Origin of the sequence: Candidatus Enterococcus courvalinii (genome assembly GCF_017315945.1) — a bacterium.
GTDB lineage: Bacteria > Bacillota > Bacilli > Lactobacillales > Enterococcaceae > Enterococcus_B > Enterococcus_B courvalinii.
On record NZ_JAFLWI010000016.1, the window covers coordinates 97553 to 121035 of the forward strand.

Genomic DNA, 23483 nt, shown 5'->3' on the forward strand with positions numbered 1-23483 from the left:
CGATTGCAAGAGGCGTTTTGGAAGCATTCAAAACAGCATAGCTCTAAAACCTCGGATAAAAATTTTTGAGGTTCCGTAATCGCACTATTCGCCCATAGCAAGGCTTCAGCATGAATGCTTCATTAGTTTGATTTACTTGTCAAAGAACGAAAAGATGAGTGATGCTTGTTATCTTGTTATCAAAAAATAATCTTGGTCTAGAATTTGTTGAGAAGCACCCTCAACTGGTCGAGGTTCCAAAAACAATACATCCACATTGTATAAAGAAATATGGTCAAATAATGTTTGTAATTCTGACGTTGTTAAATAGGAACAAGCATTCACAAATACCAATAACTTCTTTTTCACTAGGTAACGATATACTTGGATTACTTCAATCATTTTTTCTAAAATGGTATCACTTTTTGTTTCAATCCGTATTCCTAGACACTTAAATATCTCCATGAGGGTCAACTCATCTTCTTCAAGATCTAGCGCATGTTCTAACAATTCGTGTTGCATCACTTTAGCAATCTCCATCGACAAATGATCAATTTTCGTTTTGATTTCTGGCTTTTCATTCAACTGATTTTCTAAATCGGCGTAAATAAATTTCAGTGTTGCAGGTGAATTCACTTCATACCCCAAAATGTCTGTAATCAAAATCAGTTCAGATTCTTTGAGGTTTTTTTGATTTTTATCAAACAATTTTAGTTCACTCGTCTCATCATAATGATAAAACTGTTCAACGGTATGTGCATAAGTCTTTACATCTTCAATCACTAAAATCGTTGATAAATTTAATTTTAATGATTCATCAAGTAGCTTAAAGTTCAAATTCATCATGTGATTCTCCTAAAAAAACGACCCTAGCATCCGAATTTCCGATGCAAGTATCCTGTTCTCCTGTCAAATAGAGCATTCGTGCAAATTGTTTTTCCGTAATCGTCAAAATTGTTACCAATCCTTTTTTAGGATTATGCTGCTTCAAGCGATTAATCATAGCAGTATTGGCAGTGTTATTCAGCAGAATTTTACTATAAACAGAAAATTGGTGCATAATAAACCCTTCACTAAGTAAAAATTTCCGAAATCTCCGATAAACTTTTCTTTCTTCTGCAGTTTCTGTCGGCATGTCGAACATCAAAATCATTCTCATATAACGATAGCTCATATCCTAAAATTAGGCGCCCTTTCTATCTCTTTATTTAGTGATTTCACTACTTTTTTTGTATAATCACTGATGATATTGGTCAAAAACATTTTTTTGTTATGGTAAGGATAATTGTTCGTAAACAAATCAAATAGTGCGCGCTTGATTACTTGAAATTCTCGGTGCTGATTTTCATAAACGATTTGATCAACTAGCGGTCGAAATGGTTCCATGAAATCACTTGCTAAGTTGAAATCATTGAACTGATTTGCATGCTTTAATCCAAATTGCGTCATGCAGCCTGTTTGAACTACTTCCCTTGCAAACATACTTAATAATAACGTATAGCCATAATTCAACCCAGCGTTGATTGCATTGTCCGCCTCACGTGTAAACTCCTTCCCAAACAAAGCATTGAAATAAATTCTTGCAGCATGACCTTCACGATTGCTGGGATCAAAAATTTCCAATTCATTTTGCAGGTTAAGAAGTGATGCTGCTTTCTCTTGAAAGTCAAAGCCAGCTAGTAACTGACTTTGATTCAAGATTTTTTGTGAAATGATTTCAGTCCAGATTTCCGCTTGTCTGCTTTCTTCCCATTCCAACTGCCGAGCTAATTGCAAACTGCTATCATGACGTGCATAGAAAGATAATAATTTACCAATTGGCAAACGCTTATCATCACAAAAAAGAATCAGAATATTTTCATCAATTAAACGTTTGATCAGCATGGTAGTTAACGTAATGTCTGTTGTTTCCAGTAAGAGAACATCGATTTCAGACAGGTGAATCAATTCTTGGCGATCATATGTCCGAAAAACTAAGTGATTGTTTTTATAAGTCAATTTAGAATGCGTATTTACTACTACTGTCCGCCACCCCATTGACTTAGACCAACCTTCTTCGAGTTTCGTATAATCCTGTAATTGATTGATTAATAAATGTTGCATTATATAGCTCTGCTGTGTTTTTGTATCTGCTTCGTTCGATCGTTTCTCCAAAGAACTTAAAGCTTGCTGGTGCACCTTGTTTATTCAATTGAAGTAACTGAATAAATGATGGGGCTAATTCTTTCATATTTGCATCATGATTCTTTTCATATAGATCACGGACTTTTTTCTGTCTGTCTTGCGCACCGACATAGCGGTCGGTAAACTGTAAGATTATTTCTAATAATTCAGTGAATTTTGCGCGATGATTTTCTAAATAAATCAAGCTTTTACCACTGGAATCATCCACATGTTTGGCATGATACAATAGTTCAACTAAGTCATCTGGCAAGACCATTTGATTGCCTTTTTGAGATTCATCTGCACTTGCCAATAAACGACGACGACCATCAGCAAATTGATACAAAGAATATTTTGGGAGCTTCAATTGAACTATGGGATGGATAAATCCTTTTTCTTCTAAAAAGGCGACTTCATTTTTTTCAAACGCTTGTCGTTCTAAAATTTTGATTCCGACTAATTGTTGGACAACTTTCGCAGCTTTTCCTTTTTCATGAGTAATAATAACAGAATATGCCACTGTTGGACTGTCAACCCCACCATAATTGACAGGTGCCCAGTTGTTTTTTCTAGCAATCAATTTTTTTGAAGGTCCTTTAGGTAAGATTGATTCTTTCGTAAATCTACCCGTTTGTATTTCAACTTTCTTTACGATATTCATTTGATGATAGTTCATCACTTTTTTGATCGTCTTGATGTCTCTTTGACGATTCCAAAGGACTTCGCCCGTTTCTTTGTTTTTTAACACCTCATCGCTTGTAAAAAAGTTCATGATATTTGAATAGAACTCTTTTTTGTCGGTCGCTTTGTTAAGTGCACGAATCGAAACTTTTTGGTACTTACCATAGACAAATTCTGGCTCAAGTTTCGGATAAACTTTCAATAAAGCTTGTGCAATGACCCCATTCAAGTAAGCGTCTTGCGCATGGTGGTAATCATTGAGTTCGCGAATTTTATATAACGAAAAATCTTTGCGAAACTGGCTTGCTAAAGCAGATTTTAACGTAATCACACGAACAGGTTTTTCGGATGATTGTTCATTGTTATATTTCTGATGTAGAATCTGAGCAACATTTTTGGTGATCTGACGTGTCTCAACTAATTGCCGTTGAATGAAATGTGCTTTGTCTTCTTCCGTCAAACCGCCATTGACTGCTTTCGTCAAATAACTGAATTTCTTTTTGCTGATCAGTCCGGAAGCCAAGAGTCTTTCCCAAGCAGGTCGCATTTTTTTCACTACATTTTCAGCAGGTACTGTGTTTGATTTGCCACGATTCATGCGAGAAGTAGTCAACACACGGTTGTCGATTGAATCATCTTTTACGAAACTTTGAGGAATAATGTGATCAATGTCATAGGAAGATAAGTTGTTGATGTCTAGCTCATCACCGGTATACATATCACGTCCATTTTGTAGATAATATAAGAACAAACGATCATTTCTCAGTAAATTAGCGTCCTTACTAATCGGTTCATCTTCCAAAATACTACTACCAAATTTCTTGATAGCTTCTTCTAAATATTTCATACGCGCCCGCGAAGCACGGTTTCCTTGCGCAGTTGTTTGGTTTTCTCTCGCCATTTCTACCACAATATTTGTTGGCAATTCCCCCATGATCGCAATGATTTCTTCCACGATTTTCAAGCTTTGTAAAATTCCTTTTTTGATTGCAGGGCTACCTGCTAGTTCCTGGACGATTTCTTCTGTACTCTTGTCATTATCAAAAGCTATTTTTTCGATTTCTTCTTTAAAAGATAGATTTTCATCGTTAATTAATTGCATAAAGTTACGGTTACGATTTCTTGGTAGATCATCATCGTCAATCAAGTAATCGAGAATCGTTTTTTGTGTTTTTTGGTCAACAATGCCATGAATCAGCTTGGCAGATAAACGTCCCCAGCCTTTGTAATGTTTACGTTCCAATTGCTTTTGTTCTTCTTCAGTTAATAAGCCGGAAAACTGTTCTAATTGTTTACGTCGCATTTTACGATCTTCAAAGACAGTCAAAATTTTCACGATTTGTTCAAATTGTTGTTCATATTCTGGTTGTTCAAATAACGCTGGGCGGATACCCAGTTTGATTAAATCATGATACGTCCCTAGACCTGCATTAAAAGCTTTCTCGATTCCTTCCACTTTTGGATTTTCAATGCCATATTCATTTTTCAGAAAGGCTTCCAGTGTTTCTTTTTTTACTTTTCGTTGTTGTTTAAACAAATTATTGACGATTTGCTGTTTTTCTTTGCTCGAAAAATTCTGCACACGTCCGTTATCATCAATGTATCTTACCTTGGTCAATTCATTGTACACAGTAAATTTTTCATATAACAAGCTATGTTTAGGCAAGACTTTTTCCATTGGCAAATAAGAGTCGTTATTTGTCATCCGTTCCACAAAGTCCGTTGCTGATTTTTCGATATCTACTTTTTCATTCAAATTCCATGGTGTGATTTTTCCAGATTCTTTTCGAGTTAACCAAGCAAAGTTTTCTTTTCCTTGTGCTAATGGTCCTACGTAATAAGGAATTCTAAATGTCATGAGCTGGCTAATTTTCGCTTCATCTAAAAACGGGTAATAGGGTTTTTGGTTTTTGATAATTGCTTTTAATTCTTCTAGATGGAGTTGATGAGGAATCACACCATTATCAAAAGTTCTTTGTTTGCGTAAAAATTCCTCCTGCTCTATTTTTGCTAAGAAATCTTCCGCACCTGTCGTTTTCGCTAGCGTTTTTTTCAAGTATTTATAAAAATCTTCTTGGGTCGCACTGCCATCGATATATCCTGCATACCCAGCTACTTTTTTATTTTTAAATAGATCATCATACTCGTTCGGTAAGTTTTCACGAGCAAATCGCTTCAATGCTTTTAGATCTTCTTTGTGATCTGTAAAGCGCGCAACCATACTACTTGATAATTTTGCACGTGTGGAAGTATCGGTTACTTTCAAAATATTGGCCAATGAAATCGCATCATAGACACTTTTTGCTGCATCAAACACACCGCGAAAATCTTCCCCTATCTCAGCGAGTAACGTTTCTAAATTTTCTTCATACTCTTCTTTGGAAAACTGGATTTTAGCATCTTCATCCAACGAAAATGTTTTTTTGACATTTCCTTGATTTCCAACGATCATTTTAATGAATTGTGCAAAGTCTCCCGTACTTTTTTCTTCAGGAAATAAACTTAAAATCAGCTCTGCTCGTTTCATACGCGAAACTTTTTGTTCAGCAATTCCATCTAAATCGATCATTAAATCCAACGATTTTTCAACATTGAATGTTTCATTGTAGACTTTAATAAACTGTTCAAACATCCCAGAAACAGAAGAGTTTTCTGTATTCAGTTCTCCTTCAATCAAAAAGTGTCCCCTGAATTTAATGATGTGTGCTAATGCAAGATAAACCAAGCGTAAGTCTGCTTGCTCAGAGGAATTAGCCAAATATTGCCGTAAATGATAGATTGTCGGAAACTGTTCATGATAAGTTACTTCTTCGGCTAGACTTCCAAAAATCGGGTGACGTTCATTTTCTTTTTCATCTGTGATAAAAAAGCTCTCATCCAAACGAGCAAAAAAATTGGGGTCGATTTGATTCATTTCTTCACCGATTATCGTACGCAAATATTGAATTCTTTGTCGGCGTCGAGCGATTCTTCTACGAGTCGTCCGTTTCAATCGTCGTCCTTCAGCAGTTTCACCTTGCTCAAATAAGCGAACACCCCAAAAGTTTTTTTTGATTGCTTTTTTTGGTGTATCGCCTAAAATTTTCATTTTTCGTTTAACTAAATCATAATCTTCTGTCAGTACTGCCCATCCGACACTTGCTGTGCCGATATCAAGACCTATCGTGTAATTTTTTTTCATTTTTCTCCCTCCCAAATTTACTTTTGTAGCTCCTCTTGTAAAAAATAAAAAGAATATTTCTGTTGTGTATTCTCGAATATGTGATAAAATATACTTGTTGGTAGCATTCAAAACAACATAGCAAGTTAAAATAAGGCTTAGTCCGTAAACAAATCTTGGCACTGTATTCGGTGCTTTTTTTGTGCTCTTTTTTAAAAGAAAACGTCGTTTTTTAGAACACAGTATTTCTGACTAACCTTTTTAAATTATACCACTACCTTATATGCAAGCAAGCCTTTTCAATGAATACATAATCGATTATCTTTCTTATTAAAATAAAAACAAAAACAAAACATTTATTGAATTTAAAATAACTCAATATCAATCAAAATCTAGTTATTTTTATCCAAATAAAAAAAGTGAGGCAAACATTTTTCTGTTTTGCCTCACTTTTTTTGTTTCGCAGGTTCAATCATTCTCTTTAGACTGAAACTAAAAATCAACTTCCACTCGTGAAAGTAATTCAATCATCTTTACTTAGTTCATCTATTAGCTAGTTCTACTTACGTCCTATTGATCCTTCATTTTCAGAAGGATCAATAGCACCCAACTCTTCATTCAAGAAATAAGAAATAATCGTGCGAATTCCTACTAATGCCGCCAATTGAAAAATATCTTTCAGCGTTGGTTTTATGATCGACTCGATGATTCCAGCAGAAATAATAATTTCCAAACTTAGTAGAATGTAGCCACCTAACATTTTTTTAATTTCAGTGTTCTTTTTGATTTTTTCTTGCTTAGCTAATTGCTTATCCAATGAAAAATAGAAAAAATCTTTTGCAGATAATACCGCTCCCCACAACAACAATAAGATAGCAAAAAAGTTAAATCCTAAAACGAGGTATTGTGCATAAGACAAGAATTGCTCACTCAACATATCCTTCATCCTTCACTCCCCCTTACTCGTTTTTGTTTATCCGAAACTTCTCTGTTCAAGAAATAAGAGATTACTGTTCGAATGATAACCATCACAGCCAACTTCAAAATATCCGCCCAGGTTGGTCGAATAATTGATTCAACAATATCCGCTACAACTAACACTTCTAAACTCAATAAAATATAACTAGCCAGCAATTTTCTAACTTCTGCATTGCGCTGATTTCTTTGTGTATAACTTTTTCTTATCGACTGAAACTGAAATAGCGTTTTAAGCACTAAAAATATTCCCACAATCAAAATTAAAATGGAAAAAATATTTAAAATAAAAATGGCCCATTCCAAATAGAAAACAAACGTTTCATCAAACATCTCTTATCACACCTCTTCCACTATCCATAACTTTATTGTAAAGAATGCAAGATGTCTCGTCCAATCAAAACAAAAAAATTCATTTGTCATGCTTACTTATATAAATTAGACAGACCACAAAACTTGTCAAAAAAATCTTTTTTTGACACGCGTATCATTTGGTAGTTTCAACTATTGGGTCTATCATTTAAAGCATAAGAGAGATGTCACGAGAAATAAAGGAGGATTTTCTTATGAACAAGAAACTACTAAAATTAAGCATTGGTTTAGGTGTTCTAGCAATTAGCGCACTTATCGTTGGAAAGAAGACTGGTTTCTTTGAAGACGACAGTCATTTATATGACGAATATGAATCAATCTAGTCGTCCAAACATCAGAGTTGTCAAAGCCAAGTACTGGAGGAAGAATCACAATGAAAAAAAGTAAAGCAATCATGATCGGGGCAGGCATTGCCAATATGGCTGCTGCTGTGTATTTAATTCAAGAAGGAAAATGGCAAGGAAATCAAATCACTTTTTACTCATTAGATGACCATGGCGCAAATGATGGCGCACCAACAGACACTGTCACAGATGAATATTGGAATAAAAACCATCCGATGGAAAACACCAAAGGCTATATCGCTCGTGGTGGTCGAATGCTGAACTATCGAACCTATGTTGACTTGATGGATTTGCTCAGTCGCATTCCATCTACAACAGAACCAGGGATGACTGCAGCGGAAGACACACGCGATTTCGATGCCAAGCATCGGACATACGACAAGGCACGTTTATTAGAAGGCGGAAAAGGAATTATTGATGGTGGAAAACTAGGATTCAACAATAAAGATCGCTTACTCTTAACAAAACTAATTTCGATGCCTGATTCAGAAGAAGAAAAATTAGACAACGTAACAATAGCTGAATATTTCAAAGAATCTCCTCATTTCTTTGAAACGAATTTCTGGTTCATGTGGGAAACAACGTTTGCTTTCCGTACTCAAAGTTCCGCTCAAGAACTTCGTCGTTACATGCATCAAATGATTTATGAATTTACACAAATCGAACATTTAGTAGGGGTCAACCGTACACGTTACAATCAATATGAAAGTATTATGTTGCCATTGATCAATTATTTAAAAGACCAAGGTTGTCAAATTATCTTGAATCGTTTAGTCACTGATTGGGAATTCAAAGAAACACCTATGCAAGATGAAATCACTGTAACTGGTTTAGAAATGATCAATACAGAAACAAATGAAAAAGAACATGTTATTGTTGACGACGATACAGCTGTTATCTTTACCAATGGTTCAATCACTGACTCAGCGACTTTGGGCGATTACGAAACACCTGCTGCCGAAAATATGGACTACGGTGCCGCTTCAAGTTTGTGGAAAAAAGCAAGTGAACGTTTCTATAATTTAGGAAATCCTGACAAGTTTTTCGCTGATCGAGATACTAGCGAATGGGTCAGTTTTACTTTAACAACTAAAAATCATTTGTTGCTGAATGAGATTGCAAGAATTACCACTCAAGAACCCGGAAACGCGTTGAATTCATTTATTTCAACAACGCCAATCACACCTTTAGGTCATAAAGATGTCAATATGTCAATTGTGGTTCATCATCAACCACATTTTACTTCACAAAAACCAAATGAAACGGTTATTTGGGGATACTTCCTTTACCCACGTCGCCATGGTGAGTTTGTGAATAAACCTTATATTGAAATGACTGGTCGAGAAATGTTGCAAGAACTTATTGGTCAACTATCAAAAGTTGATCCTGGTCCAGTAAATATCAGAGAAAAAGAAGAAGAAATTTTTGCTAGTGTTATTAACAACATTCCAGTATATATGCCTTATGCTTCTGCGTTGTTCAATAATCGTGCAAAAACAGATCGACCAAAAGTTATTCCACAACATTCAACAAATCTTGCCTTTACAGGCGAATTTGTCGAACAACCTTATCAAATGATTTTTACAGAACAAAGTGCTGTTCGTTCTGGTGAGATTGCCGCATTCCATTTTGCTGGAATTCCAATGTCACGTCTTGTTAAAACACCACGTTATGATAAAGACATACCAACTCTTGCAAGAGCGGCTAAGAAAATGTTTGAATGAACGTTGCTTGTAATAATTAATCAATCAACGAGAGACTAGGAAACGTAACATCCTAGCCTCTCGTTTTTTATGTGCACACTCTTCACAGTTAAAGATATTTGATCAAGCGTTTTTGATTCTTGGTAGACTGATAACCTAATCCTTCATAAAATCGATGCGCACCCAGCCTTTCTTCACCAGAATTCAGACGAATACCCGCATACTCTCGACGTCTTCCTTCTTGCTCAAGGGCCATCATCAATAAAGTTCCAATACCTTGATGCCGCGCTTTTCTTGCTACTGCTAAACCTAAAACATTGAACATGGTTTCCGAATACAAAGTTGAATAAACTTCTGCGTGAACGTATCCTACCACTTCTTCATCAAGATTTTCAAAAACAAGTAAAAAATGATGAAACGAATCTTGTTGAAACTCTCGGATTTTTTCTTGAACGCGTTGCTTGTCCAATTCATACCCTAGATCTTCTGCATTAATTGTAGCTAATGCTACAGCGTCTGTTACTAAAATTTTTCGTAGCATCTTACTCCCCCACCTTTCTCATAAAAACTAGCATGTATTAAGTGATTCACTTTTCGACTAATTACGTCGTTAAGTGTACTCCAATGAACGCATTCTTTGAACTAATTCCTTTTGGAGTACAGATTTACCTTGTCAGTAAGCAAAATAACGTGACCTTCTTTCTATTTACAAACTTATTTGTCTTTGTAAACAGACTATGTTTAACTGAAAGCAAGACTAAAATAAACAAAGTAGGTGTCCTGATGAAAGTGAACTATCTTGATTTTATTCAATCTGGAAAAATGTACAATGATTTGGCTAACACACTAATACAAGCCCGCCAGGCAACAATGGCAAAAGTTTTGACTTACAACGACCTCTACGGAACAGATGAGCCTGCCAGAAAAGAGATTTTATCCGAATTACTTGGGTCTGTCGGGGAATCTGTTTTTTTTGAACTGGGTTTTCGTTGTGAATTTGGCAAACATATTCATATTGGTGAACGTTTTTATAGCAATTTTGATTGCATCTTACTAGACGGCGCGGAAATTCGAATTGGTGATGACGTCTTATTTGGACCACGTGTTGGAATTTTTACAACCAATCACGCAATTGATCCAGAAGAACGAGTGGCTGGTGCTTGTTATGCAAAACCAGTTTCAATCGGTAACAAAGTGTGGCTAGGCGCAAACGTGACGGTAAATCAAGGAGTGACGATTGGCGAAAATACGATTATCGGTTCTGGCAGTGTCGTTACAAAAAATATTCCTGCAAACGTCATCGCTGTTGGAAACCCTTGTCGTGTACTACGAACAATTACCGAAGCAGATAAAACAGATTATTTCTCAACAATCACGACACCCTAGTGCCACTTTTCTTTTGTTTCCTATCTAAATACGAAAAAAAAAGACTGAGAAATCCCAGTCTTTTTTTATTGATGAAATTTCTTCGTTTTCTTCCACAAAACAAATTGCTTATTTTGTTTTTTCAGACGATAGTCATCAAAGCGATTTACCTTTAACATAAACGCTGATTTTTTATAATTGTTGATTCGAGCTTTTACGATCTGCTCTTTTGATTTCTCTTTGATGATTATCTTATAGCGTCCCCCTGGTAGTTGTTCAAATAAAATATGTCCCTGCGCATCACTGCTTTGTTGAAGGGGCAGTCCTTGTGCATCCCTAATTATTTGTTGATCCCAATCAGCTAGATATACTTGTTGATTCTTTTTTGGTTGACCGTCAACACAAAGCGTAAATGCTAAAGAATAATGAAAATCTTTACTTTTTATCTGGTTCCATTTTAACCAACCCCAGCGACTAGCAATAACGAAAAGAATCAAACAAATCAGTCCAAGTAAAATAAATCTGCTGAAATGATAAGTCGCTACTCGTTTTTCCGCCGATTGCGCTTTTTTTTCTTCGTAAGGGATTCGTTTGCTTGTAACTAGTAAACGGTGCGTATTTATACCATAAGGCGTACACGTCAATAAAGTCACTAAATCTTCCTTTTCTTTTATGGCTAACGCATCCACATCAGTCGGCAAAACAATCGTGATTTGACTAACTTCATATGCGAGCTTTTTGCCAAGAGTTTCAATATAAAATTGATCGCCAATTGTTAATTTCTCTAAATCAGTAAATAATTTTTTCTTGGGCAAGCCGCTATGACCCGTAATCACTGAGTGTGTGCTTTCTCCACCAATTGGATAAGATGTTCCTTGCAGTAAAGTCGCACCTCTTTCCAAAAATAGTTCATTCGTCTGATCAAAAATGGGCAAACTGACATTGATTTTAGGAATATGGATGGCACCGATCAAGTGATCCTCTAACTGTTGAATTTGTTTCTCCTCACTCTTTTGAGAATGCTTCGAGAAATAATCTTCTAGTTTTTCAGAACCGATCAGCAAGCCTTTTTCTCGTTGCTGTTGATTTGCTTTTGCCATGCTGTTTAGTCTTTTTTTCTGTTCTTTCTCACCTTTTTGACGAACTTCTCGTTGGTAAGTTTGCAGCCTCATTTGGTCAACCACATTGTTCAATGAATCAGCAACAAAGGGATACAAAAAAATAAAGAAACCAATCAAAAACAACATCAAAGCACTGCCCTTTAAAAACAACCCCAGTGGCTCTTCTTGCACTTGATTTTTTTCTTTTTTTCTCAACTTCTTCATATCCCTCACCTCTTTCGCCAAATTCTAGCTAACGAAAAATGGACAATGACAACTTTAACATCAGTTATCATCGCCCACTCTTCCTATCATTAAATTTCTGTTGGTTTCTTTAATTTACGATACCCACTATAAGCTGCTAGCATTAGGAATGAACCAATCAACAAGAATAGATAAATTCCGTTTCCACCCGTTGAAGGTAATGCACCTTTTTTCGTGTTCGGAACTTCTACATCTGTTGGTTGCCCAATTGTTTCAAACCCACTGTAACTTCCAAGTTCTACTGTAAACGCTGTGAATGCAGCATCCCCAGTTGGTAATGCGTAGCCGTCAGCAGCTTTGACTTCTTTCATGTAATAAGTACCATACTCTAATCCTTGGACTTCAAATTTTCCAGTATCTGCCAAAGAAACAAATTTAGTGGCACCTGTTTGGTCATCGACCCATTCAACGCGATCCGCATCATTTTGATAACTACTTAGAGCAGTCCCATCTTTATAGAAAACAGCGTACTTTTCTTTTGCTGCATCCCATAATTCAAACTCTGCTCCTGCAAGTTTTGCTTTACTTGATGCATCATACTTTTCAAATTGACGGCCTCCTGTTGCTACTTTTTCTGGTGGCGTCACATCTTCTGAGTAGTCATACGCATCACCACGGCCAATCGCAATTTTCGCCGTATTATCTTGTAGGTCATCCGGTGTGATTGTTGCTGTGAGCTTCATCGCATAGTTGACGGTTAATTGTCCTCCACGCGCAGCAGCAAGTTTAGCCAATGTAGTTGTGTTAGCTGTACCGTCTTTTTCTGTTAAGATTGTTAATTTGAATCCATTATCTACTTCTTCCAATGTATAATCTTCATTTAGAGTTAGCTCTGTAGTCCCTGCTGTCACAACCAATCCTTGATTAAAATAAGTCAAGCCAGCAGTTGGTTTATCTTCAATAGTAAAATTATTGATTACTGGTTTACCATTATTCACTGAATCAATAAAGTAAGGAATAGGCGCAGTAATCGTATAATTGATCAAATATCCTTTTTCTAAATCTGCGTAACTAATTTCTGTCCCGTCGCTTAATGTAACTTTTCTTAATTCAGCAGGGTCAATATTCATTGCCTTACTAGACTCTTGCGTTTCATTTTTTGGATATAAATGAATATCATCATTATACGTATCTAACCATTGCCCCGGATTATTTGTATCCGGCATCATCACTGGCATCAGCACAACCATTGGTGCCGCCACTTTGGCAATATCCGCTGGCGAATATGTTTCTAAAAATAGATACGCTTTATCCCGTTTTTCATTAGCTGCTTCTGTCACTTTTAATTGATCAAAGACAGCTTCACCCGTACCATTTGTCGTGACAGTTTTTTCAGCTACTAGATTATAGTTTTGGAACCAAGTGGCTGTATACTCATCTTGGATCAATTTGATTGCTTCCTGTGAAGCCATTCCATCATCCGCTTCAGGTGTTGTTGGATTATCCTTTAATAAGGCATAATAGACATCTGTTACATCAAATAGGCTAAAGTCAACACCTGGGAGTGGGTCGCCACCAAAATTACTATTTACCAAACCATTATTAAGAATGTCAGATGGCATCGATGAAAAACTACGCTTATGTAGCGTGATTGTTACTTCCTCTGGTTTTGTTGCTACTTCTGCTGCATCTACAGTTGTACTAAATCCTTGAAATAGCGGGGTAAGCATCCCCACAATCGTTAGTGCTTTCAAAATTTTTTTCATTTTTTCCTCCTATAACCCTTTTTTAGTTGTTTTTTGTCTTCTCAAGTAATACCCAACACCTACCAGAATCATTACACCAAACAAAAATGCACCTGTCTTAACTGCACCTGTTTGTGGAAACTTACTGAATGGCGGTTTATTCCCCATATTCGTCGACTCTTCTGAATCTTTCGCAGTTGTTTTTTGCCGTTCATTATAAACGCGCGGTGTTGCACTTTCTTTTGCCTCTTCAGGTACTTTTCCTGAAAGCAGCTCTACCATTTTTTGTCCAGCGACAGTTACAAAGGTTTCATTTCCTTCATCATCAACCCATGAAGCAGGAATCTTCACTTCAATTTGTTTACTCGCCTCATTGATTTCATACCCTTCCACACTCTGAACTTCTTCAAAATAATAAGTGTTCGGTGCTAGAAGCAACCCATCTGTGTCAACTAGTCCATTGTCTTTTGACTGATATTTACGAATATTTTCGTCAGCCAATGGTTCATTATTTTTTGCTTTTTCCCACTTGCTGTTAAAGCTTTTAGTAGAATCAGCTGTCAAATAAAGCTTTTCGCCATTTTCAATTTTATACAGAACAAATTTTGCTCCTGCTAATGGAGCGCCTTCTTCATTTGTTCCTTTGGTTCTACCATATTTAAAGAAATAAGGATCTCGTAAATACCCGATATTTTTGGGATACAAGTGGATTTCTTGTAATTCATTTGACGTATCCATTGGGTCCATAATTGGTAAAACAACTGCTAGTGGAGTAGTCAATGTATCTTTAGCCAAATTCGTTCCACTTCCAGTATCGGTATCTTGCTCAACAAATAAATACACCGCATCTTGGTTATTACTCTTTCGCGGAAGACGAATTCTGCCAATCCCCCCACCATATTTTCCATTCACTTCGCCTTCATCTTGTGTCTGGATCGTACCAACTAATGGGATGCCTTCCTTTTCAACTAAGTTATCAATCTGTTGAAAACTATAACTCGCCATTGTCTGAACAAATTGTTTCGCTGTTTCCGTGTTTGTTTTTCCATAGTATTCTGTTAGGTCGTATACCTGAAATTTTGCTCCGTTTAATGGCGTTGTTTGTGTGATGACATCTACATCAGTCGTCTTTTTATCAATTTCTTTGCCGTCATTTTCATACATCTCAAAATTTTCCCGACTGTAATCCACATCACGAATGATGCGCTTATGCAAAATAATCTCAACTTCATCATTTGTTTGTGCCTGAGCGATTGTCAACGGAATGTACAGAAAGGAAAGAGTCGCCAGTATCACACCAACCAGATTTAACATTTTGCGACTCATTTCAATCCCTTCTTTCTTTTGTTTTGATAATAGAAATAACTTCCACCGACTATTCCAGCCAAGCCAACTAAAATCGCTGAAATCAGCATAAAGATCTGCCTACCGCGACCACCTGTAGCCGGAAGTGGATTCTCCGTATCATTGCCTACCTCAACTGACAACTCGATTCTCTTGTTATCAATCAACTCATACGTCAGTTCCTTTGTTTCAGCTGGAGAACTTGCATCCATTGTTGGGTAATAGGCAATTTCTGCTTTCAAGCTTCCCTTTTCCTTTCCAGGAATGACTTTTGAATGCCCATCTAGCTCTGCTTCTTCTCGGTAACTAATAGTTAACAAGAAATAGCCCGGCAATTTTCGGTACCCTTTAGGTGCGTTTGTTTCAATAATTCGATAATTACCAGCTGCTAGATCTTTAGAGATAAAACTTGCAGGATCCTTTCCATCCACAGTCAAGCCATTTTCGATCAACTCAAAGCCATCATCTAGTTGTTTTTCAATACTAAAACTTGCACCTTCCAGTTTTTTCTTGGTCACACTGTCTAATTTTTCTAGCGTTAAATCGATTGGCGCTAAGTCATTCGTTAAAGTTAATTCTAAAATATCGTCAATCAGTTGGTAGCCAGTTGGGGATTGATCTGACTCTTTATCAAGATTGATTCCATCAACAATAAAATCGCCTTCTTCACTAACCTCAAATCGAAAATCTTTATCAGATAATTGATAGCCACTTGGTGCGACGCTTTCTGTAACTGTGTATTCACCTGGCATCAATCTCAGTGGTATATCATAGTCTAAATCAGCATATTTTTCAGTGTGATAACGATAAGCGTAGAAATAACCGATACCGTCTGCTTGTCGTTCCGTGTTTGGCTCTAACGGGTTCCCTGTATAGGCACGATAAGCAGGGAAAGACGCATCATTTTCTTTTGCAATCGTAAATCCTGCACCATTTAACAGCTGATTATTCGTATCTAATTTTTTCACGCGGACTTCTCGATATAAGAAAGTATTTTCAACCTCAAATTCGATCCACAGCGTATCATCAGTTTCATCAACGGTATAAGTTAAAAATGTCCAATCTGTTGCATTTATTTGTTTTAATCGGATTTGATCATTATTTTGGACCTGTAATAACCAATCCTCTTCTTCCACCGGGTCTTGATACCCCGCAGGATGTTTGGTTTCAACAATTCGGTATTCTACATATTGATAACCATCACCAGCATGAATAAAGCTGCCTGATTTAGCTAAAGAAGAAACTTTTTTCTGTCCATTTTCGTCTAATACATACTCTCCAGTGTCATCCACTTCGTAAAAAGTCAGCTTCCCTTTCGTGGCCTCTTGATTTTCGCCAGAAATGCCTTTTGCTACAGGTTTTCCTTGAAGTTCACCCGAACCATTTGTTTCATAAAGAGAAAATTCAGCACCATCGATTGCTAATCGACTTTCTTTTGCTACTTTTTTCAAGTTTAGTTGAACAGGTTTATATTCATTTTTCATTTCTAATTGCACGTATAATTCTTCAAAATCTGTCCCTGTTTCATTTTTCTCCTGAACAACTGATAATTTGTGATGACTACCCTCAAAATACGAATCAGGATCCTCACCTTCGATATCGCTGATGCCGCTTACGCGATTACCTGAGGTTTCTGCTACAGTCAATTCATAATGACCTAATGTCTCACCAGTTTTTGCAATATGCTTTTTGATTTGGAACTGCAAGGCTTCTTTTACTAGTTCATACCTCTCAGGTCCGTCAATTTCCTTCACCCAATACACATCACTAGTAGCCTCTTCTCCGTCCCCAAGTACACTGATTTTTGTATTAAAGATAGCTTGTCCATTATCTGTCGTTAAACTTTGCTCAATCAAGTTAGCTTCAGGCAAGCTGGGATCTGCATCATATAATCCAAACAAAACACCAGCTAATGGCTGACCATCTTCTCCAGTTTTCTTGATTTGCAAATTACGATCAGGATGTTCAAAACGAATTGACGGTGCCGGGAAAAACATTTTTCCTGACTCGACATCATTGTCATAATCCTCTTGATTTTGGATGTAAGCTAAGTTATTCACTGTGTAAAACTTTCCATCTTGGGCGCCACCATCTAACTTCACTTGATACTTGATTCGTACCATTTCTCCCTCACCTAATGAAATCGGCGAGAATTTATATGCGTGATTGTTTCGTCCTTGATAGCTCGTTGGCATTGCCACAACATCAGTTGGTCTTTGCCCATGCTTTTCCTCATCCCATAATTCTGGCGCTTGATAGCGAACATTGTCGTCTGAGCTATTATCAAGATGGTAATAGTTGATTTCTGCCGATGTTCCGCCATTAAATAAGGAAACATCAAAACCTGTTTCATCATATAAAGTTGCTTGGCGAATCGTTTTCGTAAATGTTGAAGAAATCGATTCTAGCGCTGTAACAATATCCCCTTTATTACTTGCATTGTAGTAATACGAGCTACCGTCGTCTTTGGAATCAGCAATATTTTGTAATACATTCCGACCAATCGCATCTAATCGCTGACGGCCACTAACAGAACCATCAATTCCTAGACCAATCGTGAAAATATTTGGTGGATCAGCCATCTTATTTTTCAACCAGTGATGGTAAGCCACTGTGTTAATCGCCGCGGTTTTTTCTTTCGAATTTGTGTTTCCTGCTGTGTCGTTATCAGCTGAACCATTACCAATCCAAAGTGATGTACTATCATTATCTTTAACCTCACCACCGGTGTAACTTGTACCAGATGGTCGATCAAAATCACTTGGATAAGTCAACGGCCCAACAAAACCCGCGCCCAACGTATTCCCAGAATAGGTCTCAAAATTTTTGAAAGGTTCAATATTATCTGTTGCTGTTGTGACGACTTTATCAGTCATAACAACATTGTTATGACTGACCGGTCCATAACTATATGTTGGAATACCGTCTCCAATAACGATTAAGATTTTTTCTGGGTTTCTCCCATTTCCACCATTATTTGCATATAAAACTTCATACCCTTTTCTTAATCCCAAGGAAAGAGGCGTTCCGCCATTGGGTGATCTGTATAAGGCATTATTACTCGCCCGGTCAGTTAGTTTACTAATATCATTTGTCATTGCTGTTACATTCGAATTGATACCTGCTTTGCCATTCGAATAAAAGTTAACCATTCCGATTCGTGCATCCATTGTTGGGTTGGACAGTAGATTCTGACTGAGTTCTTCAACAGCTTCTATTAAAGCATTATTCTTGGATTGGTTATTCGTTCCCGTCGTTTCACTCATACTTGCTGATTTGTCTAGTACAAAAACGACATCTACCGGATGAACATCTCGATTTTCTCCACCAATCACATCAAGATAGACGTTGTATAACGTGGTGTTATCTTCTGGGTGTATCTCATTATTAGCGCTTTCTTGTAAAACAGGCTCTACCCATTTTTTGATATAAGCACCACTATAGTCTAAATAACTATTTTCAAATGTTCGATCATCCCCCCACAGTTGAACTGTCGGTGCGCGTGTATCTGTTTCGCCAGTTCCTGCTGTTGAGCCATTGTCAGTGGCGTAATTATAATTCCGCCAATTTGCGCCACCAGTAAGGTAATCTTCGTCTGAAATCGGTTCGTCACTGCCATCCTCATATAGTTCGCCTTTATCTCCAGTATATGTAGCTGTTTCCTGTCTATCAGCTAACACCTTCGTATAATCGTTCGTTGCAAAATAAGAATAACGATGTTGTGTATCTCCATCTGTTGGATAAATATATTTGTAAGGATCATTTGTTGATGTGGGGCCAAGTCTCTCAAGGATACCCGCAAACAGCGGACTTTGATTTCTAACCAATGGTGTTCCTTGACTTTCTACTTCACTTGTTTCGTTGGATTGTTCTGTGGTGTTTGTTTTTTCAACATCCTCATTTTGAACGCTTTCATCTGTGGTGTTTGGTGTTGCATTATCTTCTGTTTGGTTTGTTTCTGTGTCTTTTATTTCTTCGTCGCTTTCTTCTTGTACTTTTTCATCTACGACAACTTGCAGGGGAAGTTCTCCATCAGTGATTTCTGTCCCTTTTTCTGTCTCAAAAGTTAGTGTCCCGCTCTTTGCTTCTGTTGAATAAATCTTTCCAATATACCAAGTTGCACCAGAAATTTCTTCTGTCTTCAACTTCGTTCCTTCTGCATCATAAGAAGACAGACCTTTTCCACGAACATTTTTTACCGTACCAATCCCAGCAGCTGCAGTATCAATGGCTAATCTGATTCGTCCTTCGTTCACGCTGGCTTTTTTTTCAAATTGAATCGTCCACTCTAAGGAATTCTCTTTTTCAACGTACCCTCCTTCCACTTTTGCATAATCTTCATCTAGCAAAACTTCTAAGCTTACTTCTGCTTCTTCCTGCACTGTTTGGCTCTCTGCTGTCTGCGATTCAGCAAACACTTGTTGGACACTTGCAGCTGTTTCGATATATGGTGCAAGAATCATCCCCACTGCAACCAAAGGCATCATCCACTTAGAAACAACTTTCACTATCAATCACCCTTTCTCTCACTTATCAAAAGTTCACTATCTAACAATCAATTTAATCATATTATAATATTTACAATTAGAGTATACTTTATTTTCTAATCAAAAACAAATAGAAATTCACTATTTTTTAATTTCTTCTCAATAACGCACTTGATAAAGTAGTTTTCAATAGATAGAAAAATTATTTGTTTATGAAATTAAAATGATAGAATATTTTGAAAACTTTTTTATAACATGTATTATTTTCACAATATGTATTTATTTACACACTAATTTTATTTTTGAGCACCTAGTTCAATTGATTGGTGGACACAAAAAAAGAGGTTGCGACTAATGTCACAACCTCACTGTTTCAAGCTATTTCATTTTTATGAAATAGCATATTTTGTTTTTATTGTGCTACTTTACGTTGTTCTTGTACTGTCGCAACTTTTACGAATGGCAAGTAAATCAACACGGAAAGAAGTAAGTTAACAGCAGCTAATACACCACCTGCCATACTCTTAGTTGCTAAAATTCCGCCGATAACTGGCGGAGTTACCCAAGGAGGCATAACTGTTGCTGCTGGAACGATTCCTGTAGATGTTGCAAAATACGCAACACTAACTAAAATCATTGGCGTTAAAATAAACGGAATAAACATAATTGGATTCAATACGATTGGCAATCCAAACATCGTTGGTTCATTGATGTTAAAGATACCTGGTGCGATTGATAAGTTTGTTACGACCATATAAGGTTTGTTTTTACGGCCAACTAAATAAATAGCTAATAATAAACCTAATGTCGCACCTGTACCACCTAAGTTAACAAAGCTATCAAAGAATGGTTTGTTAACGATAAATGGTGCATCATGTCCTGCAGCAATAGCTTTCACATTTGCTTCGATTGCAGGTGCGTTGATTGTTTGCATCAATGGGTCCACCATGTTTGCCCCATGTAAACCGAAGAACCATAAGAATGGTGTGATGAATGCTAATAATAAGGCTGATGGATATGAGTTTGCAAGTCCCATAAATGGTTCTTGAACTAATGTGTAAAATGCGCCTACAATATCAGCTACGCCAAATGCAGCAAAGATTGCAGCAATTAGTGCAAAGAATGAAATAGTAATCATTGCAGGTAATAATGAAGCAAATGCTTTTGCAACTGCTGGCGGAACACCATCAGGCATTTTAATAATTAATTTTTCATTTCCACTTAATCGAACAAAAATTTCTGTTGAGACAATCCCAACAATAATTGCAATAAATAAACCAGTTGAGCTCATGCCCAATGCTCCGCCTAAAGCGAAGAATGATCCTAATGAAATGACACCGGCAGATACGCCGTCTTTTTTATAACCATTCGCTAGATGATAAGCTAACAAGAAGGCAATCAGAACTGAAAGGATTGCGAATGTCCCGTTCCAAGCTGCGCCACCGAAGCCTTTCCATGCTTCTCCACCAAAAATTGAATTCATCAATTCTTGGAATCCAGGAATTGGCAAGTTATTGATCATAACTGCTAATGCTCCTAGAATCATTAACGGCATACTTACCATAAATGAATCACGAATGGCAACTAAATGTCGTTGAGCACCAATTTTTGATGCCACAGGTATAAAATGTTTCTCCATAAATGCAACAAATCTATCCATCTTTCCTACCTCTTTCTTTTACCCCTTTTACACGTCAATTCGACGGTATAAATCAATAATTTCTTTTGCTAAATCAGTAAACGCGATTGATGTCATCAAGTGGTCTTGACTATGAACAGTCAATAATGTAACGTCTACATGGTTTCCTTGCGCTTCTTGTGTAAGCATTTCTGTTTGTGAATGGTGTGCTTGCACTAAAGATTCTTCTGCATCTTTGATTTTTGCATCTGCTAATTCAAAGTCACCACTTTTTGCAGCAGCAATCGCTTCCATTGCATCGCTTTTTGCGTTTCCGCCAAACATGATCAATCCCATGATTGCCTCAAGATTTTTTTGATCTTCCATTGTTCTTCATCCCCTCTATTTTCTATTCAAATTTTATTGGTTAATTAAGTTTTCTGCTTGTTCTAAAACTTTGGGACCGTTCATCATACCATAATCTTGCATATTGATTACATCCAACGGAATCCCTTTTGGTGCAAGTTTTTCTTCAAATTGATTTTTCATAAAACGAACTTGTGGGCCTAAAAGTAAAACGTCTACATTTTTTTCTTCTAGATGACGATCAGCATCAGATGCTGATACCGCAAAGATATCTGCTTCCACACCTTTTTCTTCAGCTGCTTTTTGCATTTTAGTTACTAGTAGACTAGTACTCATTCCTGCTGAACAGACAAGCATAATTGTTTTCTTTTCCATTTAGAACACATCCTTTTTTCTTACTTACACTTTTATATAATGCAAGTACCGTGCCAAAAATAAAAGCGCTTTACACCGCTACTCTATCAAGGGGTACAGACATCACTCGTCAGTGCGCACACTAATAAATTAAAATACACAAGTTATTATTAGTGTGCATTGTTTTCGGTTTCATTCGTGATTTCTGTGCAAAAAAAGAGCATGAAACAGTTTTCTTTCGATCAACTATTTCACACTTCAACTATTTTTAACTGACAAATCTATTTAGTCTAGCTTATTTTTTGTAGCCATAGAGATTTAATTTTCCAGATAAATACTCTCCAAGATAGATTTCGTTGATTTTTTGGAAGCCATTTTTTTGAATTTGTTCTTCCAACCAAGCTTCATCTTTTTTTATCAATTCCAATACGTCTTCATTCGACTGGCCATCAACAATAATTGGATAACGAATATTTTCATCACCAAATTCAATCAGTGTCAATTGACCGTTTTGTTCCAAGACAGCACGCTTTACATTTTCTACTTCGTAAATGCCATTTGCTCGAAGTTTAAACATCAATTCATTGGCTGAGATTCCATTTTTCAAACATTCATTGACATCAACGACCCCATTTTGGATCAAAGTAATTGGTCGGCCATCAACTACTCGTTTCACATAGCGATTATGTTCTTTAGCAAATTTGAGAACTAATACTAACAACGTCCAAATAATCAATACCAATACAAATTGCAATACAGTAATTGAGTCATTATAGATCACGCCCCCAATAATGCCACCTAAAACATAATTTTGGACCTGATCCATCGCTGAAGAAGGAGCTAAATTTCCTTTTCCCATTAAATTGATTTGAATAATCAAACAAATGATCCCTAGCGTAAATTTAATAATAATTGGTGTATAAAACTGCATATTTTTTCTCCTTATTCGTTGATAATTTTAATCTCTGGATTAGTAATATACGCTCTTTCTAACGTATAGGACGCCTGATCGCCACTTAAGTTGACTTTATAAAAATCATCTGCGATTTTCACAATGATTCCGTCTGCCAGTTGCGTGGAATTGACCAGAATTTCTTTTTTCGCTAAGTTTTTTTCTTTTGAAATTTGTTCCACTAGGTTAACCATTTGAGAAGACTGGGAGTGTCGACTTTGATTCACTTGATAATCTGAATACTGCACACCAGAAACAAATAATAAAAATAAGAAAAAAATAATACTAAGATCACGATACTTTGTTTGAATTCGATGTCTTAAATACAAACTAAAAACTACTACTAATAAAATCAATGAACCAAATATAAAAAAGTATTTTACATAATCATTTATATTCGTCTGTGCTTCTAAATATGAAATACTGTAAAAGGTCATAAAGTCCTCCTTGCCCATCCTTTTTTTTGAACTAAAAATTTCCAGTTCCGTTCTCAAAAATAATCGTTGCTCTCCCTCACTTAAGGAAACACGACCAAATTGGAAGTACCAGAAACGATTTCTTCATTTTTACA

Annotated in this window: 19 protein-coding genes and 1 CRISPR repeat array (1 of these 20 cut by a window edge); of the genes, 3 read left to right on the plus strand and 16 right to left on the minus strand. The window is 36.6% G+C overall.

Annotated features, from left to right (window positions below; all coding sequences use genetic code 11):
• A CRISPR array of direct repeats spans window positions 1-50; the repeat unit is 36 nt; unit sequence GTTTTGGAAGCATTCAAAACAGCATAGCTCTAAAAC; it begins 844 nt to the left of the window's first position.
• Between the two features lie 118 nt (window positions 51-168).
• The 6 genes from csn2 to JZO71_RS10180 all read right to left on the minus strand — a co-directional run bounded on the left by csn2 (window position 169) and on the right by JZO71_RS10180 (window position 7291).
• Window positions 169-822, minus strand: a complete 654-nt coding sequence (gene csn2 / locus JZO71_RS10155; RefSeq protein ID WP_206899380.1) for a type II-A CRISPR-associated protein Csn2 — start codon at window positions 820-822, stop codon at window positions 169-171.
• Window positions 806-1153, minus strand: coding sequence for a CRISPR-associated endonuclease Cas2 (gene cas2 / locus JZO71_RS10160; RefSeq protein ID WP_206899381.1), 348 nt, complete (start codon window positions 1151-1153; stop codon window positions 806-808). The genes csn2 and cas2 overlap by 17 nt, the downstream gene beginning before the upstream one ends.
• A complete protein-coding gene (gene cas1, locus JZO71_RS10165) occupies window positions 1150-2016 on the minus strand; it encodes a type II CRISPR-associated endonuclease Cas1 (protein WP_206899541.1) in 867 nt (288 codons plus the stop codon). The genes cas2 and cas1 overlap by 4 nt, the downstream gene beginning before the upstream one ends.
• A gap of 4 nt (window positions 2017-2020) precedes the next feature.
• A complete protein-coding gene (cas9, locus tag JZO71_RS10170) occupies window positions 2021-6004 on the minus strand; it encodes a type II CRISPR RNA-guided endonuclease Cas9 (protein WP_206899382.1) in 3984 nt (1327 codons plus the stop codon).
• Window positions 6005-6542: 538 nt separating this feature from the next.
• Window positions 6543-6929: a DUF1622 domain-containing protein gene (locus JZO71_RS10175; protein ID WP_206899383.1), complete on the minus strand. Its 387-nt coding sequence runs from the start codon at window positions 6927-6929 to the stop codon at window positions 6543-6545.
• Window positions 6926-7291 (minus strand): DUF1622 domain-containing protein, encoded by a 366-nt coding sequence (locus JZO71_RS10180; protein WP_206899384.1) that lies wholly within the window; start codon window positions 7289-7291, stop codon window positions 6926-6928. Before JZO71_RS10180 ends, JZO71_RS10175 begins: the two co-directional genes overlap by 4 nt.
• Before the next feature lie 233 nt (window positions 7292-7524).
• Here JZO71_RS10180 and JZO71_RS10185 point away from each other — a divergent pair, with 233 nt between their 5' ends.
• A complete protein-coding gene (locus JZO71_RS10185) occupies window positions 7525-7653 on the plus strand; it encodes a methanol dehydrogenase (protein WP_206899385.1) in 129 nt (42 codons plus the stop codon).
• A 50-nt stretch (window positions 7654-7703) separates the two neighbouring features.
• Entirely contained in the window at window positions 7704-9398 is a 1695-nt protein-coding gene (locus JZO71_RS10190) for an oleate hydratase (RefSeq protein ID WP_206899386.1), read from the plus strand.
• Between the two features lie 88 nt (window positions 9399-9486).
• Here JZO71_RS10190 and JZO71_RS10195 read toward each other — a convergent pair whose 3' ends face one another.
• The gene (locus JZO71_RS10195; RefSeq protein WP_206899387.1) at window positions 9487-9918 is read right to left on the minus strand and encodes a GNAT family N-acetyltransferase; all 432 of its coding nucleotides are present in this window, start codon (window positions 9916-9918) and stop codon (window positions 9487-9489) included.
• Window positions 9919-10160: 242 nt separating this feature from the next.
• On the opposite strand from JZO71_RS10195, the gene JZO71_RS10200 reads away from it, so the two are divergent.
• A complete protein-coding gene (locus tag JZO71_RS10200) occupies window positions 10161-10763 on the plus strand; it encodes a sugar O-acetyltransferase (protein ID WP_206899388.1) in 603 nt (200 codons plus the stop codon).
• A 65-nt stretch (window positions 10764-10828) separates the two neighbouring features.
• On the opposite strand, the gene JZO71_RS10205 is transcribed toward JZO71_RS10200, so the two are convergent.
• The 9 genes from JZO71_RS10205 to JZO71_RS10245 form a co-directional block, all read right to left on the minus strand.
• Window positions 10829-12067, minus strand: coding sequence for a class C sortase (locus JZO71_RS10205; protein ID WP_206899389.1), 1239 nt, complete (start codon window positions 12065-12067; stop codon window positions 10829-10831).
• Window positions 12068-12156: 89 nt separating this feature from the next.
• On the minus strand, window positions 12157-13812 hold the full coding sequence (locus JZO71_RS10210; RefSeq protein WP_206899390.1) for a SpaH/EbpB family LPXTG-anchored major pilin: 1656 nt from the start codon (window positions 13810-13812) through the stop codon (window positions 12157-12159).
• Window positions 13813-13821: 9 nt separating this feature from the next.
• Complete coding sequence (locus JZO71_RS10215; protein WP_206899391.1) at window positions 13822-15117, minus strand: pilin N-terminal domain-containing protein; 1296 nt, start codon at window positions 15115-15117, stop codon at window positions 13822-13824.
• Entirely contained in the window at window positions 15114-19643 is a 4530-nt protein-coding gene (locus tag JZO71_RS10220) for a SpaA isopeptide-forming pilin-related protein (protein ID WP_430733288.1), read from the minus strand. The genes JZO71_RS10215 and JZO71_RS10220 overlap by 4 nt, the downstream gene beginning before the upstream one ends.
• A gap of 391 nt (window positions 19644-20034) precedes the next feature.
• Window positions 20035-21282, minus strand: coding sequence for a PTS sugar transporter subunit IIC (locus JZO71_RS10225; protein WP_206899392.1), 1248 nt, complete (start codon window positions 21280-21282; stop codon window positions 20035-20037).
• Between the two features lie 27 nt (window positions 21283-21309).
• On the minus strand, window positions 21310-21627 hold the full coding sequence (locus JZO71_RS10230) for a PTS lactose/cellobiose transporter subunit IIA (protein WP_206899393.1): 318 nt from the start codon (window positions 21625-21627) through the stop codon (window positions 21310-21312).
• Between the two features lie 33 nt (window positions 21628-21660).
• A complete protein-coding gene (locus tag JZO71_RS10235) occupies window positions 21661-21981 on the minus strand; it encodes a PTS sugar transporter subunit IIB (RefSeq protein WP_206899394.1) in 321 nt (106 codons plus the stop codon).
• Window positions 21982-22255: 274 nt separating this feature from the next.
• Entirely contained in the window at window positions 22256-22891 is a 636-nt protein-coding gene (locus JZO71_RS10240) for a DUF421 domain-containing protein (protein WP_206899395.1), read from the minus strand.
• An 11-nt stretch (window positions 22892-22902) separates the two neighbouring features.
• On the minus strand, window positions 22903-23349 hold the full coding sequence (locus JZO71_RS10245) for a DUF3290 domain-containing protein (protein ID WP_206899396.1): 447 nt from the start codon (window positions 23347-23349) through the stop codon (window positions 22903-22905).
• Between the last annotated feature and the right edge of the window lie 134 nt (window positions 23350-23483).

Coding starts and splice junctions, on each gene's coding strand:
- JZO71_RS10200 (WP_206899388.1), top strand. CDS start 10,161: ATGAAAGTGAACTATCTTGATTTTATTCAATCTGGAAAAATGTACAAT.
- JZO71_RS10240 (WP_206899395.1), bottom strand. CDS start 22,891: ATGCAGTTTTATACACCAATTATTATTAAATTTACGCTAGGGATCATT.
- JZO71_RS10190 (WP_206899386.1), top strand. CDS start 7,704: ATGAAAAAAAGTAAAGCAATCATGATCGGGGCAGGCATTGCCAATATG.
- JZO71_RS10175 (WP_206899383.1), bottom strand. CDS start 6,929: ATGAAGGATATGTTGAGTGAGCAATTCTTGTCTTATGCACAATACCTC.
- cas9 (WP_206899382.1), bottom strand. CDS start 6,004: ATGAAAAAAAATTACACGATAGGTCTTGATATCGGCACAGCAAGTGTC.
- JZO71_RS10215 (WP_206899391.1), bottom strand. CDS start 15,117: ATGAGTCGCAAAATGTTAAATCTGGTTGGTGTGATACTGGCGACTCTT.
- JZO71_RS10245 (WP_206899396.1), bottom strand. CDS start 23,349: ATGACCTTTTACAGTATTTCATATTTAGAAGCACAGACGAATATAAAT.
- JZO71_RS10210 (WP_206899390.1), bottom strand. CDS start 13,812: ATGAAAAAAATTTTGAAAGCACTAACGATTGTGGGGATGCTTACCCCG.
- JZO71_RS10180 (WP_206899384.1), bottom strand. CDS start 7,291: ATGTTTGATGAAACGTTTGTTTTCTATTTGGAATGGGCCATTTTTATT.
- JZO71_RS10205 (WP_206899389.1), bottom strand. CDS start 12,067: ATGAAGAAGTTGAGAAAAAAAGAAAAAAATCAAGTGCAAGAAGAGCCA.
- JZO71_RS10235 (WP_206899394.1), bottom strand. CDS start 21,981: ATGGAAAAGAAAACAATTATGCTTGTCTGTTCAGCAGGAATGAGTACT.
- JZO71_RS10225 (WP_206899392.1), bottom strand. CDS start 21,282: ATGGATAGATTTGTTGCATTTATGGAGAAACATTTTATACCTGTGGCA.
- JZO71_RS10185 (WP_206899385.1), top strand. CDS start 7,525: ATGAACAAGAAACTACTAAAATTAAGCATTGGTTTAGGTGTTCTAGCA.
- cas2 (WP_206899381.1), bottom strand. CDS start 1,153: ATGAGCTATCGTTATATGAGAATGATTTTGATGTTCGACATGCCGACA.
- JZO71_RS10230 (WP_206899393.1), bottom strand. CDS start 21,627: ATGGAAGATCAAAAAAATCTTGAGGCAATCATGGGATTGATCATGTTT.
- JZO71_RS10195 (WP_206899387.1), bottom strand. CDS start 9,918: ATGCTACGAAAAATTTTAGTAACAGACGCTGTAGCATTAGCTACAATT.
- csn2 (WP_206899380.1), bottom strand. CDS start 822: ATGAATTTGAACTTTAAGCTACTTGATGAATCATTAAAATTAAATTTA.
- cas1 (WP_206899541.1), bottom strand. CDS start 2,016: ATGGGGTGGCGGACAGTAGTAGTAAATACGCATTCTAAATTGACTTAT.